Here is a 26581-nt window from a genome sequence, read left to right on the forward strand (position 1 = left end):
ATGAGTGCCATCGAAGTAAAAAAACTGGTCAAGCAGTTCAACGGCCAAACGGTGCTGCACGGGATCGATCTGGAGGTTAACGCCGGTGAAGTGGTGGCGATTATCGGGCCGAGCGGCTCGGGGAAAACCACCTTGCTGCGCAGCATTAATCTGCTGGAGGTTCCGGATTCCGGCACCATTCGCGTCGGCGATATTCAGATCGACGGTTCAAAGCCGCTGAGCAAACAGAAAAAACAGGTGCGGGCATTGCGCCAGCAGGTGGGCTTCGTGTTCCAAAACTTCAACTTGTTCCCGCACCGTTCGGTGCTGGAGAACATTATTGAAGGCCCGGTCATCGTTAAGGGCGAAAGCAAAGCCAGCGCCGAACAGCGCGCCCGTGCTTTGCTGGCCAAAGTCGGGCTGAGCGGCAAAGAGTCCGCTTATCCGCGCCGGCTTTCCGGCGGCCAGCAGCAACGTGTGGCCATTGCCCGCGCTCTGGCGATGCAGCCGGAAGTGATCCTGTTTGATGAACCCACTTCCGCGCTCGATCCCGAGCTGGTGGGCGAGGTGCTCAACACCATTCGCTCGTTGGCAGAAGAGAAGCGCACCATGGTGATCGTGACGCATGAAATGAGCTTTGCCCGCGACGTTGCCGACCGCGCCATTTTTATGGACCACGGGCGTATCGTTGAACAGGGCCCGGCCAAAGAACTGTTCGCCAACCCGCAACACCAGCGCACCCAGCAATTCCTCGACAAGTTTCTGAATCAATGAGAAAGGGGGGCGTTTTGCCCCCTGACTCTCGACTAATCGACTTTCAATAATTCATTACGGGCGGCTGCGGCCAAAAAGGCGCTGCGGCTCCCATAGCCAGGATGCTGCTGCACCAGCGAATCGATGCGGTTCAGCAAGCGGTGCGGCAGGGTGATATTTATACGTTCCGCCCGCCCATCGAACTTATCCATATTGATATCGACCAGCAGCCACTGTCCGTCGTTCAGGGCGTCGTTTTCCTGTGCCAGATGGAAGGAAACGGCCTGTGGGCGCGGGATGGCCTGGTTGTCTTCGCTCAGGAGTTCGAAATGCGCGTCCAGCGCGCCTTTGGCATCTTCAAAGGCTTTATCGAGGGTGTCGCCGGCAAAATAACAGCCCGGCACATCGGGGAAGAAACCGCTGGCGCTGCCATCGTGGTCTGAATGTACATAAGCAGGGTAGAACATGTTTTCTCCTGTTAACTCATGGTGCCGGGTCAGCACAGCCCGGCATCTTTCATGATTTGGCGCAGCGTTCCCGGTTTCAGATCTTTACGCGGGTGTGGAACGGTGATCACCAGACGAGATCTCGGGTGTTTGAACTGAGGGTGGCTTCCCTTTATCCGCTCTAAAACCCAACCTTCCCGTTCTAACAGCCTGATCAGTTCTGCACTTTTCACGCACTTATCATCCCTTTATTGTACACACCATACACACTAAATGGCGACGAGATGACTAGGCTAGCGTTCCGCTTTTGTGCAGACAATAAAAAACCCTGCACGGGTGCAGGGTTTGCGAGGGTGATAGCAGAGTGGATTACAAAGGGCTGCAATCCCTCTTTAAAGGTTAACCGATGGTCATCAGGCTGGCGTTACCACCGGCGGCGGCGGTGTTGACGCTTAGCGAACGTTCGATCAGCAGGCGTTCCAGCAGGATGTTGGTTTCACCGTGGGCAAAGCCCTGTACCGAGACGATTGCGCCGCTGCGTTGGGCGATCTGTTCACACAGGGTACGCAGTTGATCGGCGTCGCCGTGGTAAATGGCGGCGTCGAACTCCACCTTATCCTGCTGCCAGTCCTTGCTGAAGCTGATTTGTGCCTGAACAGCCGTCGGCAGGCGGCGGTATAGCGTGCGCTGCAATTCGGCTTCCGGCCACAGTACGCTACTGCCAACTGCCAGCACTGCAGCCAGTTGAGTCAGCGCATCGGCCTCGTTGTCCGCCAGGCAAAGCACGCGCTCACGCGGCAGCAGGGCGTAGGTGTTGCGTTCGCCGGTCGGGCCCGGCAGCGGTCGAACGGTGCCGCCCTGGCCCAGTTCGGCGTAACGTTGCGCCAACTGCACCAGATCGCTGTGTTTTTCGGCAACCGCCCACTGCTCGAGCGCCTGGTGGGCTTTGAGCAGCAGCGGCCGAGCAGTGGCTTCCAGCGGGCGTTCGTCGTCCTGGCGGTTCAGGGTGCGCTGAACGGCGTCGTCCGGTCGGTTGGCCAGCAGGCGATAGAGATACAGCGGGCCACCGGCTTTCGGGCCGGTGCCGGACAGGCCTTCGCCACCGAAGGGTTGCACGCCGACGACCGCGCCAACCATGTTGCGGTTAACGTACAGGTTGCCCACTTTGGCGCGTTCGGTGACGCGGGCGATGGTTTCATCGATACGGGTGTGAATGCCCAGCGTCAGGCCATAGCCGGCGGCGTTGATCTGATCGACCAGCGACTCCAGATTGGTACGCTGGAAGCGGACCACATGCAGCACCGGGCCGAAGATCTCTTTTTGCAGCTCGTCGAAGCTGTCCAGTTCGATCAGCGTCGGCTTGATAAAGGTGCCGCGTGACCACTCGTTCTCATCCTGCGCATTGCCTTTCGCCGCCTGATAGACTTTGCGGCCCTTGGCGCGCATCGCCTGGATATGACGTTCGATGCCGGTTTTGGCTTCGGCGTCGATCACCGGGCCGATGTCGGTAGACAGGCGTTCCGGGTTACCCATGCGGCATTCGGCCATCGCGCCGCGCAGCATTTGCAGCGTATGTTCCGCCACGTCTTCCTGAATGCACAGGATACGCAGTGCGGAACAGCGCTGGCCGGCACTGTCGAAGGCCGAGGCGACCACGTCCGTCACCACCTGTTCGGTCAGGGCGGAGGAGTCGACGATCATGGCGTTCAGGCCACCGGTTTCGGCGATCAATGGCGTTGGGCGGCCCTGCGGATCCAGGCGACCGGCGATGCTGCGTTGCAGGATGCCTGCGACGTCGGTGGATCCGGTAAACATCACGCCGCGCACGCGGGCGTCGTTGACCAGCACCGAACCGACGCTCTCACCCTGGCCCGGCAGCAGTTGCAGCACGCCTTGGGGAATACCGGCTTCCAGCAGAATGCGCACCGCCTGTGCGGCAATCAGCGGAGTTTGCTCGGCCGGTTTGGCCAGCACGCTGTTGCCTGCCGCCAATGCCGCGGCAATCTGGCCGGTGAAGATCGCCAGCGGGAAGTTCCACGGGCTGATACAGACCACCGGGCCCAGCGGGCGATGGCTGTCGTTGGCGAAGTCGTCGCGCACCTGGCCGGCGTAGTAATGCAGGAAATCGACCGCTTCGCGCACTTCGGCGATGGCGTTGTTAAAGGTTTTACCCGCTTCGCGTACCAGGATGCCCAGCAGGCTTTGCAACTGGCCTTCCATCAGTTCTGCGGCGCGCTCAAGAATGGCGGCGCGTTCGGAAGGCGGGGTAGCGAACCAGATTGGGCCGGCGGCGGCGGCGGCGTCGAGCGCCCGGCTGACTTCCGCTTCGGTGGCTTCACGCACGTAACCGACCACATCGCCCGGCTCGGCCGGGTTAATCACCGGCTGTTCCACGCCCTGATCCAGCTCGGCGTCGATAATGGGTTCTGCACGCCATGGCTGGGTGGCGCTGGTCAACAGTGCGCTGGACAGCGAGGCCAGACGTTGTTCGTTGGACAGATCCAGGCCGCTGGAGTTGGTGCGCTTATCGCCATACAGCTCACGCGGTAGCGGAATGCGCGGGTGTGGCAGGCCAATCTGGCCTTCGTTTGCGGCCAGGGCCTCAACTGCGGTGACCGGATCGGCGACCAGTTCGTCGAGCGGCAGGGTTGCGTCGGCAATGCGGTTAACGAACGAGGTGTTGGCGCCGTTTTCCAGCAGGCGGCGCACCAGATACGCCAGCAGCGTTTCATGGGTGCCGACCGGCGCATAGATGCGGCAAGGGCGGTTCAGTTTGCCGTCGGCCACTTTGCCCACCACTTGCTCATACAGCGGTTCGCCCATGCCGTGCAGGCATTGGAACTCATACTGACCCGGATAATAGTTGTTGCCCGCCAGATGATAAATCGCGCTCAATGTGTGGGCATTGTGGGTGGCGAACTGCGGGTAAATCAGGTTTGGCACCGCCAGCAGTTTGCGGGCGCAGGCCAGGTAAGACACGTCGGTGTAGACCTTGCGGGTGTATACCGGATAGCCTTCCAGTCCGTCCATTTGGGCGCGTTTGATCTCGCTGTCCCAATAGGCGCCTTTCACCAGGCGGATCATCAGGCGGCGACGGCTGCGTTGCGCCATGTCGATAACCGCGTCGATGGCGAACGGGCAGCGTTTTTGATACGCCTGGATCACGAAGCCAATGCCATTCCAACCGGCCAGTTGCGGTTCAAAGCACAGCTTCTCCAGCAGATCGAGCGAGATCTCCAGACGATCGGCTTCTTCGGCGTCGATGTTAATGCCGATGTCATACTGCCGGGCCTGCAGGGTCAGCGACAGCAGGCGCGGGTAAAGCTCTTCCATTACGCGCTCGTACTGCGCGCGGCTGTAGCGCGGATGCAGGGCGGAGAGTTTGATCGAAATGCCCGGGCCTTCATAGATACCGCGGCCGTTAGAGGCTTTGCCAATAGCGTGGATAGCCTGCTGGTAGGACACCAGATAGGCCTGCGCGTCGGCTTCGGTCAGCGCCGCTTCACCCAACATGTCGTAGGAGTAGCGGAAGCCTTTGTCTTCGAGTTTGCGTGCGTTGGCCAGCGCTTCGGCGATGGTTTCGCCGGTCACGAACTGCTCGCCCATCAGGCGCATCGCCATATCCACGCCTTTGCGGATCAGCGGTTCGCCGCTTTTGCCGATGATGCGGTTCAGCGAAAGGGACAGATTGGCTTCGTTATGGGTCGATACCAGCTTGCCGGTGAACAGCAGGCCCCAGGTGGCGGCGTTAACGAACAGCGACGGGCTGCGGCCGAGGTGGGAATGCCAGTTGCCGTTGCTGATTTTGTCGCGGATCAGCGCATCGCGAGTTGGCTTGTCCGGAATGCGCAACAGGGCTTCCGCCAGGCACATCAGCGCCACGCCTTCCTGCGAGGAAAGCGAGAACTCTTGCAGCAGACCTTGCACCATGCCGGCGCGGCCGTTTGCACTCTTTTGGTTACGCAGTTTCTCGGCGATGTCGTAAGCCATCTTATGGGTAGCTTTGGCAAGATCGGCAGGTAATCGCGCCTGTTCGAGCAACATCGGCACCGCTTCGGTCTCCGGGCGGCGATAAGCGGCGGTAATGGCGGCCCGGTTGACCGACTGCGGCAAAATTTGTTCTGCAAATTCAAGGAATGGCTGGTGGGACTCTTCCAGCGCTTGCGGCATAATGTCGTCCGCTTCGGCCTGGGCCGCGGCGGCAAGTGCTGGAATTTCAGGAATATCGGAACCGTTCTCGAGACGCTCGAGGTAATTGAAAATGGCCTGCTTGATGAGCCAGTGCGGCGTGCGGTCGATACGCTGTGCCGCGTCTTTAATCCGGTCGCGTGTTGCTTCGTCGAGCTTCACGCCCATTGTGGTAGTGCCCATGCCAATCCAACTCCTGTGTTAAAGAACCTATCCCATCAGGCTATACAAACTACGGGCCACATAGGCTGCTGGGATAGGTTCGTACGTTATGCGGTGTGAATAATGCAGACAATATCCAGCATGTTGCAACTTTGTGCAACCGTGTTAAATCAGGCTGATGAACGAAGTGTGAGTTTCATCGATTTTTTAACATCGGCAACCGGCACGATTCTTGCTGGGTTCTCTGCCAAAGAGGCAGCAGTTGGCTGTTTGAGTTCATTGCCCCCAGTAATACAAGGGGTAAGCGCAGGGTTGCTGGAGGTGCAACTCGGTTTTGGGGTGAATGGTGCAACCGTAAAAACGGTTAAATGTGACGCAGGGTAAACTTTGTGTAACTTTGTTGTTAAATGTCTTGTTGGATAACGAACAGGTCATCTAGGATAGCCGGCGGTCAGACAATTGCGGGAGGAAACTATTTTCACTCGCAGCCTGTTCGCCATTTCGCCTCGTTCCGGCGGATCGGCAAGTAGCAAATATCGCAATACAGCGCGAAATAATAATGAGAGTGGAGAATTTCATGACAATGAGCACACCTATGCTGGTGACCTTCCTGGTGTATATCTTCGGGATGGTGTTAATCGGCTTACTTGCCTACCGGGCAACCAATAACTTCGACGACTATATTCTGGGTGGCCGCAGCCTGGGCAGCGTAGTGACCGCGCTCTCCGCCGGCGCATCGGATATGAGCGGCTGGTTGCTGATGGGCCTGCCGGGCGCCATCTTCCTGTCCGGCATCTCGGAAAGCTGGATTGCCATTGGCCTGACGATCGGCGCTTACCTCAACTGGAAACTGGTGGCGGGGCGGCTGCGTGTGCATACCGAAGCCAACAATAACGCCCTGACGCTGCCGGATTATTTCACCAGCCGCTTTGAAGACAAGAGCAAGTTGCTGCGGGTGATCTCCGCCATTGTTATCCTGGTGTTCTTCACCATCTACTGTGCATCCGGCATCGTGGCCGGCGCGCGCTTGTTTGAAAGCACCTTTGGCATGAGTTACGGCACGGCGCTGTGGGCCGGTGCGGCAGCCACGATCATTTATACCTTTATCGGCGGATTCCTGGCGGTGAGCTGGACCGATACCGTGCAGGCCAGCCTGATGATTTTCGCGCTGATCCTGACACCGGTATTCGTGATCCTGGCGGTAGGCGGTATCGATACTTCAATGCTGGTGATTGAAGCGAAGAGCCCGGCCAACATCGACATGCTGAAAGGCCTGAACTTTGTGGCTATCCTTTCGCTGCTGGGTTGGGGATTGGGTTACTTCGGCCAGCCGCACATCCTGGCGCGTTTCATGGCGGCGGATTCCCACCGCACCATCCGCAGCGCACGTCGCATCAGTATGACCTGGATGATCCTGTGCCTGGCGGGCACCATTGCCGTCGGTTTCTTCGGTATTGCCTACTTCGCCAACAACCCGGATCAGGCGGGCAACGTGTCGCAAAACGGCGAACGCGTGTTTATCGAGCTGGCGATGATTTTGTTCAACCCATGGGTGGCGGGCATTCTGCTGTCGGCGATCCTGGCGGCGGTGATGAGTACCCTGAGCTGCCAATTGCTGGTGTGTTCAAGCGCGATTACCGAAGACCTGTACAAAGCTTTCTTGCGTAAGGGTGCCAGCCAACGCGAGTTGGTATGGGTCGGTCGCATCATGGTGCTGGTTGTGGCGCTGGTGGCGATCGCGTTGGCCTCCAACCCGGAAAACCGCGTGCTGGGCCTGGTAAGCTATGCCTGGGCCGGCTTCGGCGCCGCCTTTGGCCCGGTAGTGTTGATCTCGGTGATGTGGTCACGCATGACCCGCAACGGCGCATTGGCCGGCATGCTGGTGGGTGCCGCGACGGTGATTGTCTGGAAACACTTCGCCTGGCTGGATCTGTATGAAATCATCCCGGGCTTCCTGTTCGGCTGCATCGCCATTGTGGTGGTGAGCCTGATGGGTCGCCAGCCTTCGGCCACCATGACCGAACGTTTCGACAAGGCGGAAGCTGAGTTCAAAACCGTTTAACCCTCTCGCAGTGCGAGTCAAAAAGGGCGCTTAATGCGCCCTTTGTCATTTCTTACTTCGTCGTTTCTGTCCTCTGCCGGAAACACCTCGCGACATTTGATTAGAAAAAATCACCCTTGCTCCCCTTGTATTTCTTTTTGGCAGAATGATAATCACTATCGTTGTGTTTTACTTTTCTTTACATTAGCGCTGCGGCCATTCCTGGCGTGCGGACGCTTCGCGGCAGAAGCCTTTTTAGGGGTTATTACTTATGTTTGTTCCCTTCCTTATCATGTTCCGTGAGGGGCTGGAGGCTGCGCTGATCGTCAGCCTGATCGCCAGCTACCTGAAACGCACCCAGCGCGGTCAATGGCTAGGCGTGGTGTGGATAGGGGTGATTGTCGCCGCTGCCCTGTGCCTGGCGCTCGGCATCTTCATTAATGAAACCACCGGCGAATTCCCGCAGAAACAGCAGGAACTGTTCGAAGGCATCGTCGCGGTGATTGCGGTGTTGATCCTCACCTATATGGTGTTTTGGATGCGTAAGGTCTCCAAATCGGTCAAGGTGCATCTGGAAGGCGCCATCGACAGCGCGCTCAATTCTGGCAAAGGCCAGGGCTGGGCGCTGGTGGCGATGGTATTCTTCGCCGTGGCCCGCGAAGGGCTGGAGTCGGTATTTTTCCTGCTGGCGGCCTTCCAGCAGGACGTCGGCATCGAAGCGCCGATTGGCGCGGTGCTCGGCCTGGTCGCCGCCATCGTGCTCGGCATGGCGCTCTACTGGGGCGGCGTGAAGCTGCACCTGGCCAAATTCTTCAAATGGACCAGCCTGTTTATCCTGTTCGTTGCCGCCGGCCTGGCCGCCGGGGCGATCCGCGCTTTCCACGAAGCCGGGCTGTGGAACCATTTCCAGGATATCGCGTTTGATCTCAGCAACCATCTGTCCACTCATTCGCTGTTTGGCACCCTGCTTGAAGGTATCTTCGGTTACCAGGAAGCGCCGACGGTGAGCGAAGTGGCGGTCTATTTCCTGTATCTGATCCCGGCGCTGATTTTCTTTTTCCTGCCGCAGCGTGCGGAACCGGCAGCGGTTTCGGCGCAACGTAAAATCAATCATTAATTTTAATAGGGAATCTTGTATGTCTACTCCGTTATTCCGCCGCAAGGCGTTGCACGCAGCATTACTGGCTATCCCGGCGTTCGCGCTGAGCATCGATGCCCTGGCGGCGGACGTGCCGCAGGTGAAGATTACCGTTAACGACAAGCAGTGCGAGCCGATGCAACTGACCGTGCCGGCCGGAAAAACCCAGTTTGTGGTGCACAACACCAGCCAGAAAAACGTGGAATGGGAAATCCTGAAAGGGGTGATGGTGGTGGAAGAGCGCGAAAACATCGCGCCGGGTTTCACCCAGAAGATGACCGCCAATCTGGAAGCGGGCGAATACGATATGACCTGCGGGCTGCTCAGCAACCCGAAAGGCAAACTGATCGTTACGGCGGGTGCGGCTACCGACGGCAAACCTAACGCGCTGGATCTGGTTGGGCCGATTGCCGAGTACAAGGTTTACGTCACTAAAGAAGTGGAAGGGCTGGTCAAGCAGACCAAGCTGTTCACCGACGCGATAAAAGCCGGCAATGTCGCGCAAGCGCGCAAATTGTATGCGCCAACTCGCCAGCACTATGAGCGTATCGAGCCGATCGCCGAGCTGTTCTCCGATCTGGACGGCAGCATTGACGCCCGTGAAGACGACTACGAGAAGAAAGCCGAAGATCCGAACTTCACCGGTTTCCACCGTCTGGAGAAAGCGCTGTTTGCCGACAACACCACCAAAGACATGAGCAAATACGCCGATCGCCTGTACAACGATACCCTTGAACTGCAAAAGCGCGTGAACGATCTGACCTTCCCGCCAAGCAAGGTGGTGGGTGGCGCGGCCGGCTTGATCGAGGAAGTGGCGGCGAGCAAGATCAGCGGTGAAGAAGACCGTTACAGCCGTACCGACCTGTGGGATTTCCAGGCCAACGTCGACGGTGCGCAGAAAATCGTTAACCTGTTGCGCCCGCTGCTGGTTAAGGCCAACAAACCCTTGCTGGACAAGATTGACGCCAACTTCAAAACCGTTGATGGCATTTTGGCAAAATACAAAACCAAAGACGGCTATGAGTCTTACGAGAAGCTGACCGACGCCGATCGTAACGCAATGAAAGGGCCGATCACTACCCTGGCGGAAGACCTGTCACAACTGCGTGGCGTACTGGGTCTGGATTGAGGCAAGCACTATGAGCAACAAGATCGGCCCGGGCAACGGGCCGCATCCGCAATCAACAGGCGCGGCGTCACCGTCGCGCCGTCGTTTGCTGCAGGGGCTGGGGCTGGGTGTTCTGGCGCTGGGCGGCAGCCGTTTGACGCAGGCCGCAGAGAAGGGCGCCGAACCGCTGGCGACGTCGCAGGACGAGCGCTGGCAGAAACAGCCGTTCTATGGCGCGCATCAGGGTGGGATCCTCACCGCGCAGCAGGCCGCGATGATGTTGGTGGCCTTTGACGTGCTGGCAAGCAACAAGCAGGATCTGGAGCGCTTGTTCCGGTTGCTGACTGCCCGCATTGCGTTTCTGACCAGCGGCGGCAAGGCACCTGAGGTTGATCCCAAGCTGCCACCGCTCGACTCGGGCATCATGGGGCCGGAGATCTATCCGGACAACCTGACCATCACCGTGTCGGTGGGGACTTCGCTGTTTGACGAACGTTTTGGCCTGCAGGGGCAAAAACCGCTGCGGCTGCAAAAGATGACGCGTTTCCCCAACGACTCGCTGGACGCCAGCCTGTGTCATGGCGATCTGGTGTTGCAAATTTGCGCCAATACCAATGAAACGGTTATCCACGCGCTGCGCGATATCATCAAGCATTCCCCGGACTTGCTCAGTGTGCGCTGGAAGCGGGAAGGCTTTATTTCCGCTCACGCCGCGCGCAGCAAAGGCAAAGAAACGCCGATCAACCTGCTGGGCTTTAAAGACGGCACCGCCAACCCGAAAACCGGCGACAAGCCGTTGATGGATCAGGTGGTGTGGGTGGCGGACAACGCAGGGGAACCTGCCTGGGCGGTAGGCGGCAGCTATCAGGCGCTGCGGATTATCCGTTTCCACGTCGAGTTCTGGGACCGCACGCCGTTGCAGGAGCAGCAAACCATCTTCGGCCGTGAAAAGCACAGCGGCGCGCCGCTCGGCATGAAGCATGAGCACGACGAGCCGGACTACGCTAAGGATCCCGAGGGTAAAACCATCCCGATGGATGCGCATATCCGCCTGGCGAACCCGCGCACCCCGCAAACCCAGAGCAATCTGTTACTGCGCCGTGGTTACAGCTATTCGATCGGCGTGTCCAATTCCGGCCAGCTGGAAATGGGGCTGCTGTTCGTCTGTTATCAGGCCGATCTGGAGAAAGGCTTCCTGACGGTGCAAAAACGCCTGAACGGCGAGGCGCTGGAAGAGTACGTGAAGCCGATTGGCGGCGGGTACTTCTTTGCGCTGCCGGGGGTGAAAGACGGCAATGATTACCTTGGCAGCGGTTTGCTGAAAGCGTAGTCATATTCAATCTGGCGGGTTCATCCCGCCTTTTTTCATCGGCCCTCCGCACCGAACCGATCTTATTTAAATATTCCGTGGCCTTGCGCAACCGGGAATCCGGGTTTTTAATTATGGCTAACTGTTTTCATTTGTTTGTTAAAAGTATTAACATGCCAGCCATTTTGTTCCAGACGGTTCAGATTTCCCGATCCCTTTAACGGCATTCTCTTGATGAAAAACACCCGTAAAAACACGCTGGCGTCCGCCATCGTCATTCCCGCCTTACTGCCCCTTTCATTGTGCTATGCGCAAGACAGCGAGGGGGAACAGACCATGGTGGTGACCGCCAAACGCAGCGGCCTTTCCGAACTCTCGACGCCCGCCGCCGTCAGCGTGGTGAATGGCGATCAAATCCGTGACGCCAAGCCTCAGATCAACCTGTCTGAAAGCCTGGGCAGCGTGCCTGGTCTGCAAATTCAAAACCGCCAGAACTATGCGCAAGATTTGCAGTTATCGGTGCGGGGGTTTGGCGCACGTTCTATGTATGGCGTGCGCGGCGTGCGGATTTATGTGGACGGCATTCCGGCCACCATGCCGGATGGGCAGGGGCAAACCTCGAATATCGACCTGAACTCGGTCGACAAGGTGGAAGTGCTGCGTGGGCCGTTTTCCGCGCTTTACGGCAACTCCTCCGGCGGCATGGTGAATGTGGAAACCGAAACCGGCCAACAGCCCAACCGCATTGAGGCGGGCAGCTATTTTGGCAGCTACGGCACCTGGCGCAATGGCATCAAAGCCTCCGGGGCAACCGGGGATGGCAGCCATGCCGGCGACGTTAACTACACCATTTCCGGCACGCGGTTTACCACTCAAGGATTCCGCGACCACAGCGGTGCGCAAAAAAACCTCGGCAACGCCAAGCTGGGCGTGCGTATCGACGATGTCAGCACGCTTACGCTGCTGTTCAACAGCGTGGATATCAACGCCAACGATCCCGGCGGCCTGACGTCTGCCGAATGGCACGACAACCCACGGCAGGCACCGCGAGCCGATCAATACAATACGCGTAAAACCACCTCGCAAACCCAGGCCGGATTGCACTATGAACGCCAGATGGGCGTCAATGATGACCTGAGCGTGATGATGTACGCCGGCGAACGCGAAACCACTCAGTACCAGTCGATCCCGGTCGCGGTACAGCAGCGCAGCGCACAGCACCCGGGCGGGGTGATTGACCTGACGCGTCATTATCAGGGGATTGATACGCGCTGGACCCACCGTGGCGAACTGGTGGCGGTGCCTTACACTCTGACCGGCGGTCTGGACTATGAAACCATGACCGAACAGCGCAAAGGGTATGAAAACTTTACCCAGTCCAACGGCGTGACCGAGCTGGGCACCCAGGGCGCGCTGCGCCGCAACGAGCGCAACCTGATGTGGAATGTGGACCCTTATCTGCAAACTTCATGGAAACTGACCCCGCAACTGACGCTGGATGCCGGTGCGCGTTACAGCACCGTTAATTTTGATTCCAACGATCACTACGTCACCGGCAGCAATGGCGATGACAGCGGCAGCGCCAGCTACCATCAGTGGTTGCCGGCCGGCTCCCTCAATTATGCCGTCAGCCGCGGCTGGAACCTGTATCTTTCCGCCGGTCGCGGTTTCGAAACCCCGACCATCAACGAGTTGTCCTATCGCCCCGGCGACCAAAGCGGGCTCAATTTCGGGCTGAAACCGGCAACCAGCGATACGGTGGAGTTTGGCAGCAAAACGCGTATCGGCAACGGTCTGTTGACCGCCGCCGTTTTCCAGACCGACACCAAGAATGAAATTGTCGTCGATGAGAGCAGCAACGGGCGCACCAGCTACAAAAACGCTGGGCAAACCCGTCGGCGCGGGCTGGAGTTGGCGCTGGACCAGCAGTTTGCCTACGATTGGCGGCTGCAACTGGCCTGGACGCTGCTGGATGCGCGCTACCGGGATGACGTGTGCGGCGACAGCCAGTGTACGGCGGCCAATAAGGTGCCAAGCGGCAACCGCATGCCGGGCATTGCACGCAATATGGGGTTCGCCTCCTTCGCCTGGGCCCCGCCGGAAGGCTGGTATGCCGGCGCGGAGGTGCGCTACATGAGCGACATCGAGGTGAATGATGAAAACACCGAACAGGCACCGTCCTATACCACCGTGGGGTTGAATACCGGCTACCGCTATCCGGTAGGGAACTGGATGCTTAACGTTTTCGGCCGCGTGGACAACCTGTTTGACCGCCAATATGTTGGCTCGGTCATCGTCAATGAAGGCAACGGCCGTTATTACGAACCGGCGCCGGGCAGGAACTGGGGCGGCGGCGTGAGCGTCTCTTACTCCTTCGAGTAAAGGCACTTTCGGCCCACCTTAGGCGCGTATACCTGGTACTTCAGGGCGGGAGATTTCCCGCCTTTTTTATTAATGAAGTAGGGCGCCAGGGGGAAGGCGTGCCGCTGATATTGCGGATAAAATCGCGTTTTTGCCTGTGCGAAATTTAATCGGGAAACCAAAATGTCATCCGCCACTTTTAATCATAACTATTTGATCTGGCTGGGTGATAAAATTTCTCTGGAATGGCGTAAACAGCGTGATATAGTGTTCTGGCGTTATCTGAAAACAAAAAAGATTAAATTTTTTTACATTTTAGTAACGCGATGGGTTTGAATGTCATTATACTGTAATCATCTGGCGGTAGTTTTCACAAGGTGCACAGCGGAAGCTGTAAATAACACTGCGGGGATCGCTAATGGTAAAGTCCTTGGTTGGGCTGGAAAGAAAAAACAATACACCTTCTCTGATTTCTCGTTGTAACGAGGGTTCTCTCTCCGACTCTCTTTTCCTGGCAACTCCGCATTCCCGGCATGACAAATTCTTGTCACTTTTTACTCCACAATTAATTACGCAACCGCGTTCTCCCGTGAAAAAACGGTGCGCTACAACGCCCGTGTATTCACTTCGTCTATTGGCTTTTATTGGCTCTGAAGGAAGCCAAAACCTCATCTGTATGTGAAACATAATCGCGCGGCCAGGCTGCTGCGGTAGGTGAAACAAACTGTAAGGTGCCACTATGAGACAAAAAGCAGTGATCAAAGCACGTCGTGAAGCGAAACGCGTTATTCGTCGTGACGCTCGTAGTCATCGCCAGCTGGAAGAAGAGTCCGTAACCTCGCTGGTACAAATGGGTGGAGTTGAGTCTATCGGCATGGCGCGAGACAAGCGCGATAGCTCTCCCATCGAGGCTAGAACCGAAGCTCAGGGTCATTACTTAATCGCCATAGATAAAAAGCAGTTGATATTTGCCACCGGCGAAGCCGGCTGCGGCAAAACATTCATCAGCGCCGCGAAGGCGGCAGAAGCCCTTATACATAAAGAAGTGGATCGGATTATTGTTACGCGTCCGGTTTTACAGGCGGATGAAGACCTCGGTTTCTTGCCCGGGGATATTTCTGAGAAATTCGCCCCTTATTTCCGCCCGGTGTATGACATTCTGGTGCGCCGCTTGGGATCGTCCTTTATGCAATACTGCCTGCGCCCGGAAATCGGCAAGGTAGAGATCGCGCCTTTCGCCTACATGCGCGGGCGTACCTTCGAAAATGCGGTCGTTATCCTGGATGAAGCCCAGAACGTCACCGCCAGCCAGATGAAGATGTTCCTGACCCGTTTGGGTGAGAACGTAACGGTAATCGTCAATGGTGACGTAACCCAGTGCGATTTACCGCGCGGCGTGAAGTCCGGCCTCAGCGATGCGATGGAGCGCTTCGAGGAGGATGAAATGATCGGCATCATCCGCTTTGATAAACAAGACTGCGTCCGCTCCGCCCTGTGCCAGCGTACGCTCAACGCCTACAGTTAACCTGCCTGCTACGACAAGGCCGCTTCGGCGGCCTTTTTCATTTCTGCCGGAAATCCACGCCTGTTTATTCTTTGTGTAAATTATTGTAGGTTTTTGTATGGATTTCCGTTGCATTAGCGTTAATGATTAATGGTGTTCCAAATTGGCGCCAGCCTTTACCTGGCAAACGGAAGTAGTTGCGTTGTGCGCCGGTTTGGCGCACAGGTGTTGGGCTTCTCACAGCGGTTCAGTCATGAAATATATTATTTTAATTTTATTTATTTTATGTGTGGTCTATATCCATTATCGCGGCCGGGTGCGTTATACCTTCTGGCGGCAGCTTTCCGATCATTCCACTTTTACCGCGCCACTGAACGTTTTTATGTACTTGTTCTCGCGCGCGCCGATAACGCCTTATCTGCAACCGGAGCAATTTCCCGAACTGGCGGTATTGCGGGATAATTGGCAAACCATTCGCGACGAAGGGCAGCAGTTGATGGCGATCCAGCAAATTAAAGCTTCGGATCAATTCAACGATGCCGGCTTCAACTCGTTCTTCAAAACCGGTTGGAAGCGTTTTTATTTGAAATGGTATGAAGACAACCATCCGTCGGCGATGAGCCTGTGCCCACAGACCACCGCGCTGCTGCGCAGTCTGCCTTCGGTCAAGGCGGCGATGTTTGCCGAACTGCCGGATGGCAGCCGCCTGCCGCGTCACCGTGACCCTTACGCCGGTTCGCTGCGTTACCATCTGGGGTTGATTACGCCCAATGACGATCGCTGTTTTATTGAAGTCGACGGCGAACGTTACAGCTGGCGTGACGGAGAAGGGGTGATGTTTGATGAAACCTATCTGCATTACGCCGAAAACCAGAGCGGGCAAAACCGGCTGATTCTGTTTTGCGATATCGAGCGGCCGATGCGTTATCGCTGGGCGCAGAGCGTCAACCACTGGCTGGGGCGTAATCTGATGAGCGCGGCCACTGCGCCAAACGAAGAGGGCGATCGCACCGGCGGCGTTAACAAACTGTTCAAGTATATTTATGCGGTGCGCAAAGTGGGGAAACGGCTAAAGGCGTGGAACCGCACCGGTTATTACATCATTAAATGGATTCTGTTTGGCGGGATCGCGGCGGGCATTTTCTTCGCGGTATAAATCCTGGCGGTACAAGGCGGTATAAGAAGAGGGGCGCAGAGTGCGCCCCTCGGTCATTCAGGAAAAGATGGTCATCATGTAGGCGGCAAACAGCGCCAGGTGCGCGGTACCGTTCAGCACGTTGGTGCGCCCGGTGGAGAACGACAGCTGGCACAGCAGCAAGACCGTCAACATCACCACGATATGCGGTGTCTGCAGGCCGAAGATCAGCGTCTGGCCGGTGAGGGTAGCGATGATGGTTACTGCCGGCACCGTCAGGGAAATGGTCGCCAATACCGAGCCGAAGAACAGGTTCATGGCGCGCTGCACCTGATTGTTCAACACGGCGCGCAGGGCGCCCAGACCTTCCGGCGACAGGATCAGCAGCGCCACCAGGAAGCCGGTAAACTGCGCCGGGGCATTCACTTTGGTCAGCAAACCTTCCAGCGGGTTGGCGTTGAATTTGGTCACCGCGATCACCGCAATCAGATGCACGACCAGCCAGCCCGCATGCCAAGCGCTGCTGTGCGAGGAAGGCTTGCCGTGGTGCGGGTCGCCGTCGTCATCTTCATGCTCGTACACGAACAGGCTCTGGTGGGTTTTGGTCTGGATCACCAGGAACACGCCATACATGGCGGCAGAAATCACCGCGACCAACAGTGCCTGACCGGTGCTGAAGTTACCCCCCGGCAGCGCACTCGGGAACACCAGCACGATGATCGCCAGAGGGAAAATGGCCATCAAATACTGTTTGATGCCGCCGAGGTTAACGTACTGGGTAGCGAATTTGCGCCCACCGAGCAGCAGCGCAACGCCTACCAGCCCGGCGGTGACGATCATGATGATGGAATAAAGCGTATCGCGCATCAGCGCAGGGGCCGCGTCGCCGGTCGCCATCAGCGCTGAAATCAGGCTCACTTCCAGAATAACCACCGACAGGCTGAGGATCAGCGAGCCGTAGGGTTCCCCCAAACGATGAGCCAGCACGTCCGCATGGCGCACCACGCTAAAGGCGCTGCTGAGAATACCGATCAGGGCGACGATGTTAATGCCGACGATCAAAGGAAAGTTGCTGGTGCTGCCCCACAGATTCAGGACTACCAGGGCGGCGATCGGAAAAATCAGCGAGTACTCGGTGTGGCGGGATTTGGATCGGCCAGGATCGTGTTGCGACTTCATTTTGATGGTACTCCTTCTCAAACAGCGTGGACCCGTCATCGCTGACTGCCGCAGTACGGCAACTCGCGTATCCAGAATGTTTACCCGCCGCTTTTCACGCTGCCGCATTGTTGGCCGCAGCTTGAAATCCATTGGGCATATTTATATTTAATAATAATAGGATACACCCGGTGTCTTGTGTCGGGTAATGATGTGATGTTGTGTTACTCGAAAAAGCAATTGCTTGCTTTGTGTGACAAGGTTAACAAAAAAACCGCATCTGATGCGGTTTTATTTACTTACTTTTACGTAGTGGGATTAACTTTTCGCATCAATGGCGCGTAAATTGCAGTTATACACGCATTGCATGGTTAATAAAGGGAAAAATTCCCATTAGTCGTCAATGTTATCCATGATTTCATGCCGTTTATTATGATAACCCTCTTCATTTAACCCCTCACGCCAGTAAGGCACGGCATAAAGCTGATTACGATCACATTGGCGATCGCGGCGCAGGTAGCGGCGCAGCTCGACCACCAGGCGATCTTCACCCGCCAGCCAGAACTGGGTGGCGGCCTGCGGCAAGGGCAATGCGCAAAATTGGGTTATCAGCTCCGGCGTTTTTTCGGTGCCGCCGATAATCCAATTCAGCTCGACGCCGGCAGGTTTTTTCAGGCTGATAACGTCGGCGGCAGTATCCACGCGGATAAAAGCATGGCCTTCGCTGCTCGCCGGCAGCTGTTCCAGCAACGCGGCCAGCGCGGGTAAAGATGAAGGATCACCGGCCAGGCAGTAGAAATCGGCTGGCGGCAGCATCGGTTTGGGGCCGCCAGGGTTGCTGATGCCAATTTTATCGCCCGCTTTAGCCTGGCGCGCAAAGTTTACCGCCGGGCCGCTATGGTCGTGGATGGCGAATTCGATGTCGATTTCTGCCAGTTCCGGGCGCACGGCGCGTACCGAATAGGTACGAATAATCGGGCGTACCGCGTCCGCTGCCCAAACAGGGCCGTTAGCGGTCAACGTTGGGAGGTCCGGTTGCCGTTGGCCTGCGAGCGGCAGGAAAACCTTGATGTGTGCGGCAGCGGCTTGCGCCGGGTAATAGCGCAGGTCTGGCGCGCTAAAGGTGATGCGGCGCAGGTGCGGCGCAATGTCACGGACAGCGGCGACTTCAATCAGGTAAGGCGCGCGTGAGCGGGGGGCATCGGTATTCACGGTGATCTCCTTATGTTCGTATGGTGCCGAGTATATCATGTCATTTGATAATGAGAATCGTTTGCTGATTGAGGTGGCAGGCGGTATTGACTAGGCTTAGAGATTCATACGTCGTTATGGGAGAAAAATAATGCCGTACAACAGCAAGAGCGCCTTACCTGACAATGTGAAAAATGTGCTGCCGGATCATGCACAAGAGATCTATAAAGAAGCGTTTAATAGCGCCTGGGATCAATATCGTGATCCTGATGACCGTCGCGGCGATGACAGCCGCGAAGAAACGGCGCATAAAGTCGCCTGGGCGGCAGTGAAGCAGGCCTATCGCAAAGGCGACGACGACCGTTGGCACAAAAAGTAACCTTAAAATCCGGTTGCGGGTGCCGGTAAAATCACAATATCTGCATAGCTAAGCATGCAATTAATATTATTGCTCTCGCGTACAAATACTTTTTCACTTTATCTACGTTTTGAAACTTGATTGCGGATCGAGAAAAGAATAAGGTCATTATTATCGTGGAGTGACTTATACCCTTCATACTTGAAACTGCATCTGTGTTGGCCGCGTCCGCGCACCCCAGTCACTTAGTTTACTAAGCTCCCGGGGATTTACGGTCTTGCCGCCTTGATGCAGCTCCAATTATTTTGGGTATATTGAATTAATAAAATTCCGCATCCAATAAATAAAAATTCCAGAGATCGCAGTGGCAGGGAGTATGAGTCGTCTATTCCCAGGAGGTTGTTAAGGTGTTAACGCGAGATTTTCTGCAAAAGGCAGATTGCAAAACAGCATTCGGCACAATTGAGGAGTCGCTGTTACTGACATCAGAGCAGCGTGCGGCCTCGCTGAATTGTACTTTATCCCGTCGTCCGGATAACAGCCCGGTGTGGATATTCGGTTATGGCTCGCTGATGTGGAACCCGGTATTCGAATCCGAAGAGGTGCGTCCGGCTACGCTGCAGGGCTGGCACCGTGCGTTTTGCCTGCGGTTAACCGCCGGGCGCGGCACCCTGCATCAGCCGGGGCGCATGCTGGCGCTGAAAGAGGGCGGCCATACTACCGGGCTGGCGTTCCGCTTGCCGGAAGAGAAGCTGCGCGAAGAACTGGAACTGCTGTGGAAACGCGAAATGGTGACCGGCTGTTACCTGCCGACCTGGTGCGATCTCCAGCTTGCTGATGGCGAAGTGGTCACCGCGCTGGTATTCGTGATGAATCCGCAACACCCGCTGTTTGAAGAAGACACCAGCCATCAGGTGATAGCGCCTCTGATAGCCAGCGCCAGCGGGCCGTTGGGCACCAATGCCCAATACCTGTTTGCACTGGATAACGAGCTGAAAAACCACGGCATGAAGGACGACTGCATCGGCGATTTGGTCAACTATGTGCAGCAGTGGTTACAGCAGAACACGTCCGGCCCTATTGGCGGTGAAGCGACTGCCTGATTCTCTCTGCCGAAACATCCTTTCCAAACGGGCTCTGCATGCAGGGCCTTTTTATATATAACCAATGCCTATATTTAATAACTTTATTTCGCCGGAATATCTAATCCATAATAATTAAGTGGTTTTATATGTCGTTAATTTTAAAGGTGTTCGTTATTTTATCTCGAAGAAACAGTTAATTCACGGCCGTGAAAAATCCACTTAGCATTAAAATGCATAAGTAAAGGTTATTTCTTATTTGTTCCCTCCCGCCAGACTCAGTATCACTGTCGTTAACACTATTGCTCGACAGGGGGAAGGGATGAACTTTCAACAACTAAAAATTATTCGTGAATCGGCGCGTTGCAACTACAACCTGACCGAGGTCGCCAACACGTTATTTACCTCGCAATCTGGGGTTAGCCGTCATATTCGTGAGTTGGAAGAAGAGCTGGGCATTGAGATATTTATCCGCCGCGGGAAGCGTTTATTGGGCATGACCGAACCGGGTAAAGAATTGCTGGTGGTGGCTGAACGTATCCTGAATGATGCCAATAATATCCGCCGCCTGGCAGACGTATTCAGCAGCAACGACTCCGGCCAACTGCATATCGCTACGACTCATACTCAGGCACGTTACAGCCTGCCGGGGGTGATTAAAGAGTTTCGCGCGTTATATCCGCGGGTGAGAGTGGTGCTGAACCAGGGCAGCCCGGAAGAAATTGTCGCCATGCTGGCTTCCGGCGAAGCCGATATCGGTATTGCCAGCGAACGCTTGATGAGCGACGAATCGCTGGCGGCATTTCCCTACTACCGCTGGCATCACACCATACTGGTGCCGGAAGGGCATGAGCTGACCCGCCAGCCGCAGGTCACGCTGGAGATGCTCAGCACGCTGCCGCTGATCACCTACCGGCAGGGCATTACCGGCCGTTCACGGCTGGATGCCGCCTTCAAGGCCGCCGGCCTGACGCCGGATATCGCTCTGAGCGCGCAGGATTCCGACGTGATTAAAACCTATGTCGAGTTGGGGCTGGGGGTCGGCGTATTGGCGGATATGTCGTACGAGAAAGAGCGCGACCACGGCCTGGTCAGTCTCAATGCCGAGCATCTGTTCGAACCCAATACCGTGTGGCTGGGGTTGAAACGTAGTCAGTTACAACGTAACTATGCCTGGCGGTTTATCCAGCTGTGCAACCCGACGCTATCGCTGACCGAAATCAAGGACAAGGTATTCTCCTCACAGTTGGATGCGGTGATCGATTACCAGATTTGACCCGGCGATGAACATAAAAAGCCGGGCAGATTGCCCGGCGATAGAGGAGCCTAAAGCGGCTTTTTCAATAACTCTCCGACCAGACGGCGTTTACCTTTTCTCATCTGATCATCCCCGGCCTTGACAGGCCGCACGCTAATCGCAGACAAGGGGCAACGTCGCAGAGCTTAGCCTGCTTAATAATCAAAACCTCATCTATAGATATAAAAAGAATATCTATAGTTATTTAAGTACCTTCGCCTGCCGAATGCACTCACATACACTCGCGAAATTACTATAAATTCCATCCGGTTGGAGAGTTTCTGATGAAAGCGTTCGTTCCTTCTTTGCTATTTTTGGCCGTAGCGGCCAGTTTCAACACGCAGGCGGCAACCCCGGCGAATACGTTGGTGATTGCCCAGTCAATTGATGACGTTGTCAGCTTTGACCCTGCCCAGGGCTTTGAGTTAACCACGGTACAATCGTTCAACAGCCTGTATCAGCGTTTGATTCAGTCGGATCCGCAGAACCCTATCGACCTCAAGCCTACGCTGGCCAGCGAATGGCAGGCGGGCAGCGATAACCGCAGCCTGACCTTCAGCCTGCGGCCGGACGCCAAATTCTCCAGCGGCAACCCGTTGCGCCCGGAGGACGTGATCTTCTCGCTATCAAGGGTGGTGAAGCTGAACCTGGAACCGTCGTTTATCCTCACCCAACTGGGTTGGAACGCTAAAAACGTCGACCAGCACCTGAGCAAGGTGGACGACCACAAGGTGAAAATAAGCTGGAGCGAAAACGTCAGCCCGGCGTTCGTGCTTAGCCTGCTGTCGGCGCCGGTATCGTCGATTGTCGATGCCAAAGAAGCGCTGGCGCACCAGCAGGGCGATGATTTGGGGCATCAGTGGCTGAACAGCCATTCCGCCGGCAGCGGCCCGTATAAAATCCGCACCTATGTGCCGCATGAAGTGGTGGTGTTGGATGCCAACCCGACCTCGCCGGAAGGCGCGCCAACGCTGAAAACCGTCTTGATCAAGAACGTGCCGGATCCGGCTGCGCGCCGCTTGCTGCTGGAACAGGGCGACGCCGATATTGCGCGCAACCTGGGCGCAGATCAGATGGCGGCGCTGAAAGACAAGCCGGGCGTAAAACCGCTGGCGATCCCGTACGCCTCCCTCTATTTCCTGCAGTTCAACGCCAAGGCGTCGCCGGCGCTGGGTAACCCGGCGTTCTGGGAAGCGGCACGTTGGCTGTTTGACTATAACGGCATTGCCAACGATCTGCTGAAAGGCCAGTTCCAGAACCACCAGGCCTTCCTGCCGGAAGGGTATCTGGGCGCGCTGAAGGACCGCCCGTACAGTTTTAATCCGCAAAAAGCCAAAGAAATCCTGGCGAAGGCCGGTCTGAAAAACGTCAGCTTTAAGCTGGACGTCAACAACCAGCCGCCGTACCTGGATATCGCCCAAGCGTTGCAGGCCAGTTTCGCCCAGGGTGGCGTGAAAGTGGATCTGGTGCCGGGGCTTAGCGCTCAGGTGTCCACCAAGGTCAAAACCCTTAACTATGACGCGGTCCTGACCTCGTGGGGGCCGGATTATTTTGACCCGAACACCAACGCCGCCGCCTTCGCTTATAACCCGGAAGACGGCAGTAAAACCCTGGCCTGGCGCGCCAACTGGCAAATTCCCGCGCTGAATAAGCTCACGCTGGCGGCCACGGCGGAGAATGACACCGCCAAACGGGTGGCGGATTACCAACAGTTGCAGAAATCCGTTCAGCAAAGCTCGCCATTTGTTATCGGCTTGCAGGCGCGCAGCCTGATCGCCGTGCGTGACAATCTGAAAGGCTACGTGCAGGGCATCAACCCCGACATGGTGTTCTACAGCAAGGTCAGCAAGTAATGACAACCCGTTCTTCCTCTGCCGGGTTCGCCCGGCACAGCTGGCGCTGGGGCCGCAGGCTGTTGACCGGCGTGCTGTCCCTGGCGCTGACGCTGCTCGGCCTGTTGCTGTTCACCTTTATGCTCTCGCATCTGGCGCCGATCGACCCTACGTTGCAAATTGCCGGCGATCACGCCAGCGAAGCCACTTACGCCCAGGTGCGCCACGATTTGGGGCTGGATCAGCCGCTGCCGGTGCAGTTCTGGCGCTATCTGGTGCATCTGGCGCACGGCGACATGGGAATATCCCGCATCACCTCGCAGCCGGTGCTGAGCGATCTGTTGCGTACCTTCCCGGCGACGGTAGAACTGGCCACCTGCGCCATTATCCTCGGCGCTCTCGGCGGCATTACGCTGGCGTTTCTGGCGGTGCTCAAACCGGGCAGTTGGCTGGATAACGCGGCGCGGCTGCTGTCGCTGATAGGCTATTCGGTGCCGATCTTCTGGCTCAGCCTGCTGGGCCTGCTGCTGTTTTACGCCACGCTGCATTGGTCGGCGGGGCCGGGACGGCTGGATGATATCTACCTTTACAGCATGGAGCCGCGCAGCGGATTTGTGCTGATTGATAGCTGGCTGTCCGGCGATCGCGAGATGTTTTACAACGCCATCAGCCACTTGTGGCTGCCGGTGGTGGCGCTGGCGCTGTTGTCGATGGCGGGCATCACCCGGCTGCTGCGTGCGGCGATGCTGGAAGAGTGCAACAAAGAGTACGTCACGCTGGCGCGTTCCAAAGGCGCCAGCCGCGTGCGCATTCTGTTGTGCCACGTGTTTCCCAACGTGCTCGGCACGCTGATCACCGTTTTGTCGCTGTCCTACGCCAGCCTGCTCGAAGGCGCGGTACTGACCGAAACGGTGTTCGCCTGGCCGGGCGTCGGGCGTTACCTGACCACCGCGCTGTTTGCCGCCGATACGCCGGCCATTCTTGGCGCTACGCTGCTGATCGGCACCTGTTTCGTGGTGCTTAACGCACTGGCCGACGCACTGACTTATTTAGTGGACCCGCGAACCCGATGAGCCAATACCTTTCCGAACATGAGCCCCAGGGCGCACCGGCTACCGGCTACCCTTCACGCCGTCGGCTGACGACGTTGACGATTGGCGCGACGCTGGTGGCGATCTTGATCCTGACCGCGCTGTTGGCCCCGTGGCTGGCACCGTTCGACCCCAATCTGCAACACATTGAGTTGCGCCTGCTGCCGCCTTCCTCCGGCCATTGGCTGGGCACCGACGGTTTTGGCCGCGACTTGCTGTCGCGGGTGATTTACGGCGCCCGCCCGACGCTGATTCTGGTGTCCCTGATCCTGTTGCTGACCATTCCTATTGGCCTGCTGGTGGGCATCAGCGCCGGTTATCTCGGCGGCTGGGCGGAGCGTATTTTGATGCGCGTGACCGATATTTTTCTGTCGTTGCCCAGCCTGGTGATTGCGCTGGCGTTTGTCGCGGTGCTCGGTCCGGGCCTGATGAATGGCGCGTTGGCGCTGGCGCTGACCAGTTGGCCTTCTTTCGCTCGTCAGGCGCGGGCGGAAACCCTGGCGTTGCGTCGCAGTGACTATCTGGCGGCGGCGCGCATGCAGGGCATTGGCGGCCTGCGGTTGATGGCCGGCCATATTTTGCCGTTGTGCCTGCCGAGCGCGGTCGTTCGCGCCGCGCTGAGCCTGGGCGGGATTATCCTGTCCGCCGCCGGTTTGGGTTTTCTCGGTATGGGCGTTGCGCCGCCGACCGCCGAATGGGGGTCAATGGTGGCCGAGGGCAGTAAAGTGATTTTCGATCAATGGTGGGTGGCCGCCGTGCCGGGCGGGGCGATCCTGTTCGCCAGCCTGGCTTTTAACCTGCTGGGCGATGGCCTGCGCGATAAAATGGATCCTCGTCATGGGCATTGATAACCGCTTATTAATCGCCGACCGGCTGTCGGTGCTGCTGCCGGCGCCACAGCCGGTTGCGCTGGTAAAAGAGATTTCTTTCAGCATGGGGCAAGAGCGGCTGGCGCTGGTCGGCGAATCCGGTTCCGGCAAATCCTTGACCGCCCGGGCGCTGATGGGGCTATTGCCCCCGCCGCTGCAAGTGCGGGCGCAGCGCCTGACGTTGGGCGGGGATGAACTTACGCAACTGAACGAGCGTCAGTGGAACCGCCTGCGTGGCACAAAAGTGGCGATGGTGATGCAGGATCCCAAGCATGCGCTGAACCCCACTCAGCCGATTGGCAAGCAGGTGGAGGAGCCGCTGTTGCTGCACACTCGCCTGGGCCGGGCCGAACGGCGGGAAAAGGTGCTGGACATGCTGGCGGCGGTAGGCTTGCCTGACCCGACGGCGTTGCGTCAGCGCTACCCGCATCAGCTTTCCGGCGGCATGGGGCAGCGGGTGATGCTGGCGATTGCGCTGATTAACGATCCGCAGCTGTTGATTGCCGATGAACCGACTTCCGCACTCGATCACCAGATGCGCGATCAGGTGTTGCAACTGATCGAAAATCTGGTGGAGCAGCGCAATATGGGGCTGATTCTGATTAGCCACGATTTGCAGCAGGTGGCACACTACTGTGAGCGGGTCCTGGTGATGTACAAGGGCGAGCTGCTGGATCAACTGCCTGCTGACCAGTTGGCTTCGGCCACGCATCCTTATACCCGCACGCTATGGTCGTGCCGGCCGAGCCGGGAAACCCACGGCAAACCCCTGCCGGTATTGGATCGTGCGCTGCTGGAGGCGCTGAAATGAGCCTGATTACTTTGGACAACCTCAGCGTCAGCCACCGCCAGGGCTATGAGTTACGCACGGTGGTGTATGACGTCAATCTGCATATCGAGCAAGGTGAATGCTTCGGGCTGGTCGGCCCCTCAGGCTGCGGTAAATCCTCGCTGCTGTGGGTGCTGGCCGGGTTGAACGAGCACTGGATCGGCGGTTTCCGGTTGTTGGGCCAGGATCTGAAGCCCGGCCGGCCGTTCACCGGCACGCTGCGGCGTGAGGTGCAGATGGTGTTTCAGGACCCTTATGCTTCGCTGCACCCCAAGCACCGGCTGTTGCGCACGCTGGCGGAGCCGTTGAAGTTGCTGAAAGAGCGCGATATCGAGCAGAAAATCAGCGCCGGTTTTCGGCAAGTGGGGCTGGACCCGCGCTTGCTGGATCGCTATCCGCACCAGCTTTCCGGCGGCCAGCGCCAGCGGGTGGCGATAGTGCGGGCGCTGCTGCTGAAACCGAAACTGCTGCTGCTGGACGAGCCGACGTCGGCGCTGGACATGTCGGTACAGGCGGAAATCCTCAACCTGCTCAACGATCTGAAGCAGGCGGGTGATCTGACCATGATCCTGGTCAGCCACGATGCCGACGTCATCGACCATATGTGCGATCGCTCGGTGGCGATGGCGCACGGCCGGCTGGTGAATTGAAGCAATACCCGCCGTGGCTGCGGCGGGTATATTCATCTGTGTAATAAATAAAGCAATTTATAGTCGTTCTTCTTATAAACTCACCCCCCTACACTCGAAA

At 57.2% G+C, this 26581-nt stretch carries 22 protein-coding genes; 17 read left to right on the forward strand and 5 right to left on the reverse strand.

The window, feature by feature from the left end; translation table 11 throughout:
* Complete coding sequence (gene tcyN, locus ACUTSW_RS01070) at nt 1-753, forward strand: L-cystine ABC transporter ATP-binding protein TcyN (RefSeq protein ID WP_062871168.1); 753 nt, start codon at nt 1-3, stop codon at nt 751-753.
* A gap of 32 nt (nt 754-785) precedes the next feature.
* On the opposite strand, the gene ACUTSW_RS01075 is transcribed toward tcyN, so the two are convergent.
* The 3 genes from ACUTSW_RS01075 to putA all read right to left on the reverse strand — a co-directional run bounded on the left by ACUTSW_RS01075 (nt 786) and on the right by putA (nt 5549).
* Nucleotides 786-1199, reverse strand: a complete 414-nt coding sequence (locus ACUTSW_RS01075) for a type II toxin-antitoxin system HicB family antitoxin (protein WP_445583464.1) — start codon at nt 1197-1199, stop codon at nt 786-788.
* Nucleotides 1200-1228: 29 nt separating this feature from the next.
* Entirely contained in the window at nt 1229-1411 is a 183-nt protein-coding gene (locus tag ACUTSW_RS01080; protein WP_445583465.1) for a type II toxin-antitoxin system HicA family toxin, read from the reverse strand.
* Nucleotides 1412-1577: 166 nt separating this feature from the next.
* Nucleotides 1578-5549, reverse strand: a complete 3972-nt coding sequence (gene putA, locus ACUTSW_RS01085) for a trifunctional transcriptional regulator/proline dehydrogenase/L-glutamate gamma-semialdehyde dehydrogenase (RefSeq protein ID WP_445583466.1) — start codon at nt 5547-5549, stop codon at nt 1578-1580.
* Between the two features lie 102 nt (nt 5550-5651).
* Between putA and ACUTSW_RS01090 the strand changes: the two genes are divergently transcribed.
* The 8 genes from ACUTSW_RS01090 to lpxO all read left to right on the forward strand — a co-directional run bounded on the left by ACUTSW_RS01090 (nt 5652) and on the right by lpxO (nt 16145).
* Nucleotides 5652-5912 (forward strand): hypothetical protein, encoded by a 261-nt coding sequence (locus ACUTSW_RS01090; protein ID WP_445583467.1) that lies wholly within the window; start codon nt 5652-5654, stop codon nt 5910-5912.
* 193 nt (nt 5913-6105) lie between these two features.
* Entirely contained in the window at nt 6106-7590 is a 1485-nt protein-coding gene (putP, locus tag ACUTSW_RS01095) for a sodium/proline symporter PutP (RefSeq protein ID WP_445583468.1), read from the forward strand.
* Nucleotides 7591-7840: 250 nt separating this feature from the next.
* Nucleotides 7841-8686, forward strand: coding sequence for an iron uptake transporter permease EfeU (efeU, locus tag ACUTSW_RS01100; RefSeq protein WP_006321371.1), 846 nt, complete (start codon nt 7841-7843; stop codon nt 8684-8686).
* Nucleotides 8687-8705: 19 nt separating this feature from the next.
* Complete coding sequence (efeO, locus tag ACUTSW_RS01105) at nt 8706-9836, forward strand: iron uptake system protein EfeO (RefSeq protein ID WP_062871164.1); 1131 nt, start codon at nt 8706-8708, stop codon at nt 9834-9836.
* Between the two features lie 10 nt (nt 9837-9846).
* Nucleotides 9847-11145 carry an iron uptake transporter deferrochelatase/peroxidase subunit gene (gene efeB, locus ACUTSW_RS01110; RefSeq protein WP_445583469.1) on the forward strand — a complete coding sequence of 433 codons (1299 nt, stop codon included), beginning with the start codon at nt 9847-9849 and terminating at the stop codon, nt 11143-11145.
* 213 nt (nt 11146-11358) lie between these two features.
* Nucleotides 11359-13506 (forward strand): TonB-dependent receptor PqqU, encoded by a 2148-nt coding sequence (pqqU, locus tag ACUTSW_RS01115; RefSeq protein WP_166728901.1) that lies wholly within the window; start codon nt 11359-11361, stop codon nt 13504-13506.
* A gap of 718 nt (nt 13507-14224) precedes the next feature.
* Complete coding sequence (gene phoH, locus ACUTSW_RS01120) at nt 14225-15010, forward strand: phosphate starvation-inducible protein PhoH (RefSeq protein WP_004945903.1); 786 nt, start codon at nt 14225-14227, stop codon at nt 15008-15010.
* 232 nt (nt 15011-15242) lie between these two features.
* Complete coding sequence (lpxO, locus tag ACUTSW_RS01125) at nt 15243-16145, forward strand: lipid A hydroxylase LpxO (protein ID WP_004945898.1); 903 nt, start codon at nt 15243-15245, stop codon at nt 16143-16145.
* Nucleotides 16146-16202: 57 nt separating this feature from the next.
* Here lpxO and chaA read toward each other — a convergent pair whose 3' ends face one another.
* Nucleotides 16203-17303 carry a sodium-potassium/proton antiporter ChaA gene (gene chaA / locus ACUTSW_RS01130; RefSeq protein WP_013813448.1) on the reverse strand — a complete coding sequence of 367 codons (1101 nt, stop codon included), beginning with the start codon at nt 17301-17303 and terminating at the stop codon, nt 16203-16205.
* A gap of 372 nt (nt 17304-17675) precedes the next feature.
* Entirely contained in the window at nt 17676-18494 is an 819-nt protein-coding gene (locus ACUTSW_RS01135) for a siderophore-interacting protein (RefSeq protein ID WP_445583470.1), read from the reverse strand.
* Between the two features lie 130 nt (nt 18495-18624).
* On the opposite strand from ACUTSW_RS01135, the gene chaB reads away from it, so the two are divergent.
* The 8 genes from chaB to ACUTSW_RS01175 all read left to right on the forward strand — a co-directional run bounded on the left by chaB (nt 18625) and on the right by ACUTSW_RS01175 (nt 26481).
* On the forward strand, nt 18625-18852 hold the full coding sequence (gene chaB, locus ACUTSW_RS01140; protein ID WP_062871161.1) for a putative cation transport regulator ChaB: 228 nt from the start codon (nt 18625-18627) through the stop codon (nt 18850-18852).
* A 386-nt stretch (nt 18853-19238) separates the two neighbouring features.
* Nucleotides 19239-19934, forward strand: coding sequence for a gamma-glutamylcyclotransferase (locus ACUTSW_RS01145; protein ID WP_062871160.1), 696 nt, complete (start codon nt 19239-19241; stop codon nt 19932-19934).
* Nucleotides 19935-20235: 301 nt separating this feature from the next.
* Complete coding sequence (gene cbl / locus ACUTSW_RS01150) at nt 20236-21189, forward strand: HTH-type transcriptional regulator Cbl (RefSeq protein WP_004945885.1); 954 nt, start codon at nt 20236-20238, stop codon at nt 21187-21189.
* A gap of 305 nt (nt 21190-21494) precedes the next feature.
* The gene (locus ACUTSW_RS01155; protein WP_062871159.1) at nt 21495-23063 is read left to right on the forward strand and encodes an ABC transporter substrate-binding protein; all 1569 of its coding nucleotides are present in this window, start codon (nt 21495-21497) and stop codon (nt 23061-23063) included.
* A complete protein-coding gene (locus ACUTSW_RS01160; RefSeq protein WP_445583471.1) occupies nt 23063-24115 on the forward strand; it encodes an ABC transporter permease in 1053 nt (350 codons plus the stop codon). The genes ACUTSW_RS01155 and ACUTSW_RS01160 overlap by 1 nt, the downstream gene beginning before the upstream one ends.
* On the forward strand, nt 24112-24981 hold the full coding sequence (locus ACUTSW_RS01165; protein WP_063201966.1) for an ABC transporter permease: 870 nt from the start codon (nt 24112-24114) through the stop codon (nt 24979-24981). The genes ACUTSW_RS01160 and ACUTSW_RS01165 overlap by 4 nt, the downstream gene beginning before the upstream one ends.
* The gene (locus tag ACUTSW_RS01170; protein ID WP_445583472.1) at nt 24971-25813 is read left to right on the forward strand and encodes an ABC transporter ATP-binding protein; all 843 of its coding nucleotides are present in this window, start codon (nt 24971-24973) and stop codon (nt 25811-25813) included. The genes ACUTSW_RS01165 and ACUTSW_RS01170 overlap by 11 nt, the downstream gene beginning before the upstream one ends.
* Entirely contained in the window at nt 25810-26481 is a 672-nt protein-coding gene (locus tag ACUTSW_RS01175; protein WP_445583473.1) for an ABC transporter ATP-binding protein, read from the forward strand. Before ACUTSW_RS01170 ends, ACUTSW_RS01175 begins: the two co-directional genes overlap by 4 nt.
* Nucleotides 26482-26581: the final 100 nt, after the last annotated feature.

The sequence above is a fragment of the Serratia sp. TSA_198.1 genome (genome assembly GCF_052686505.1).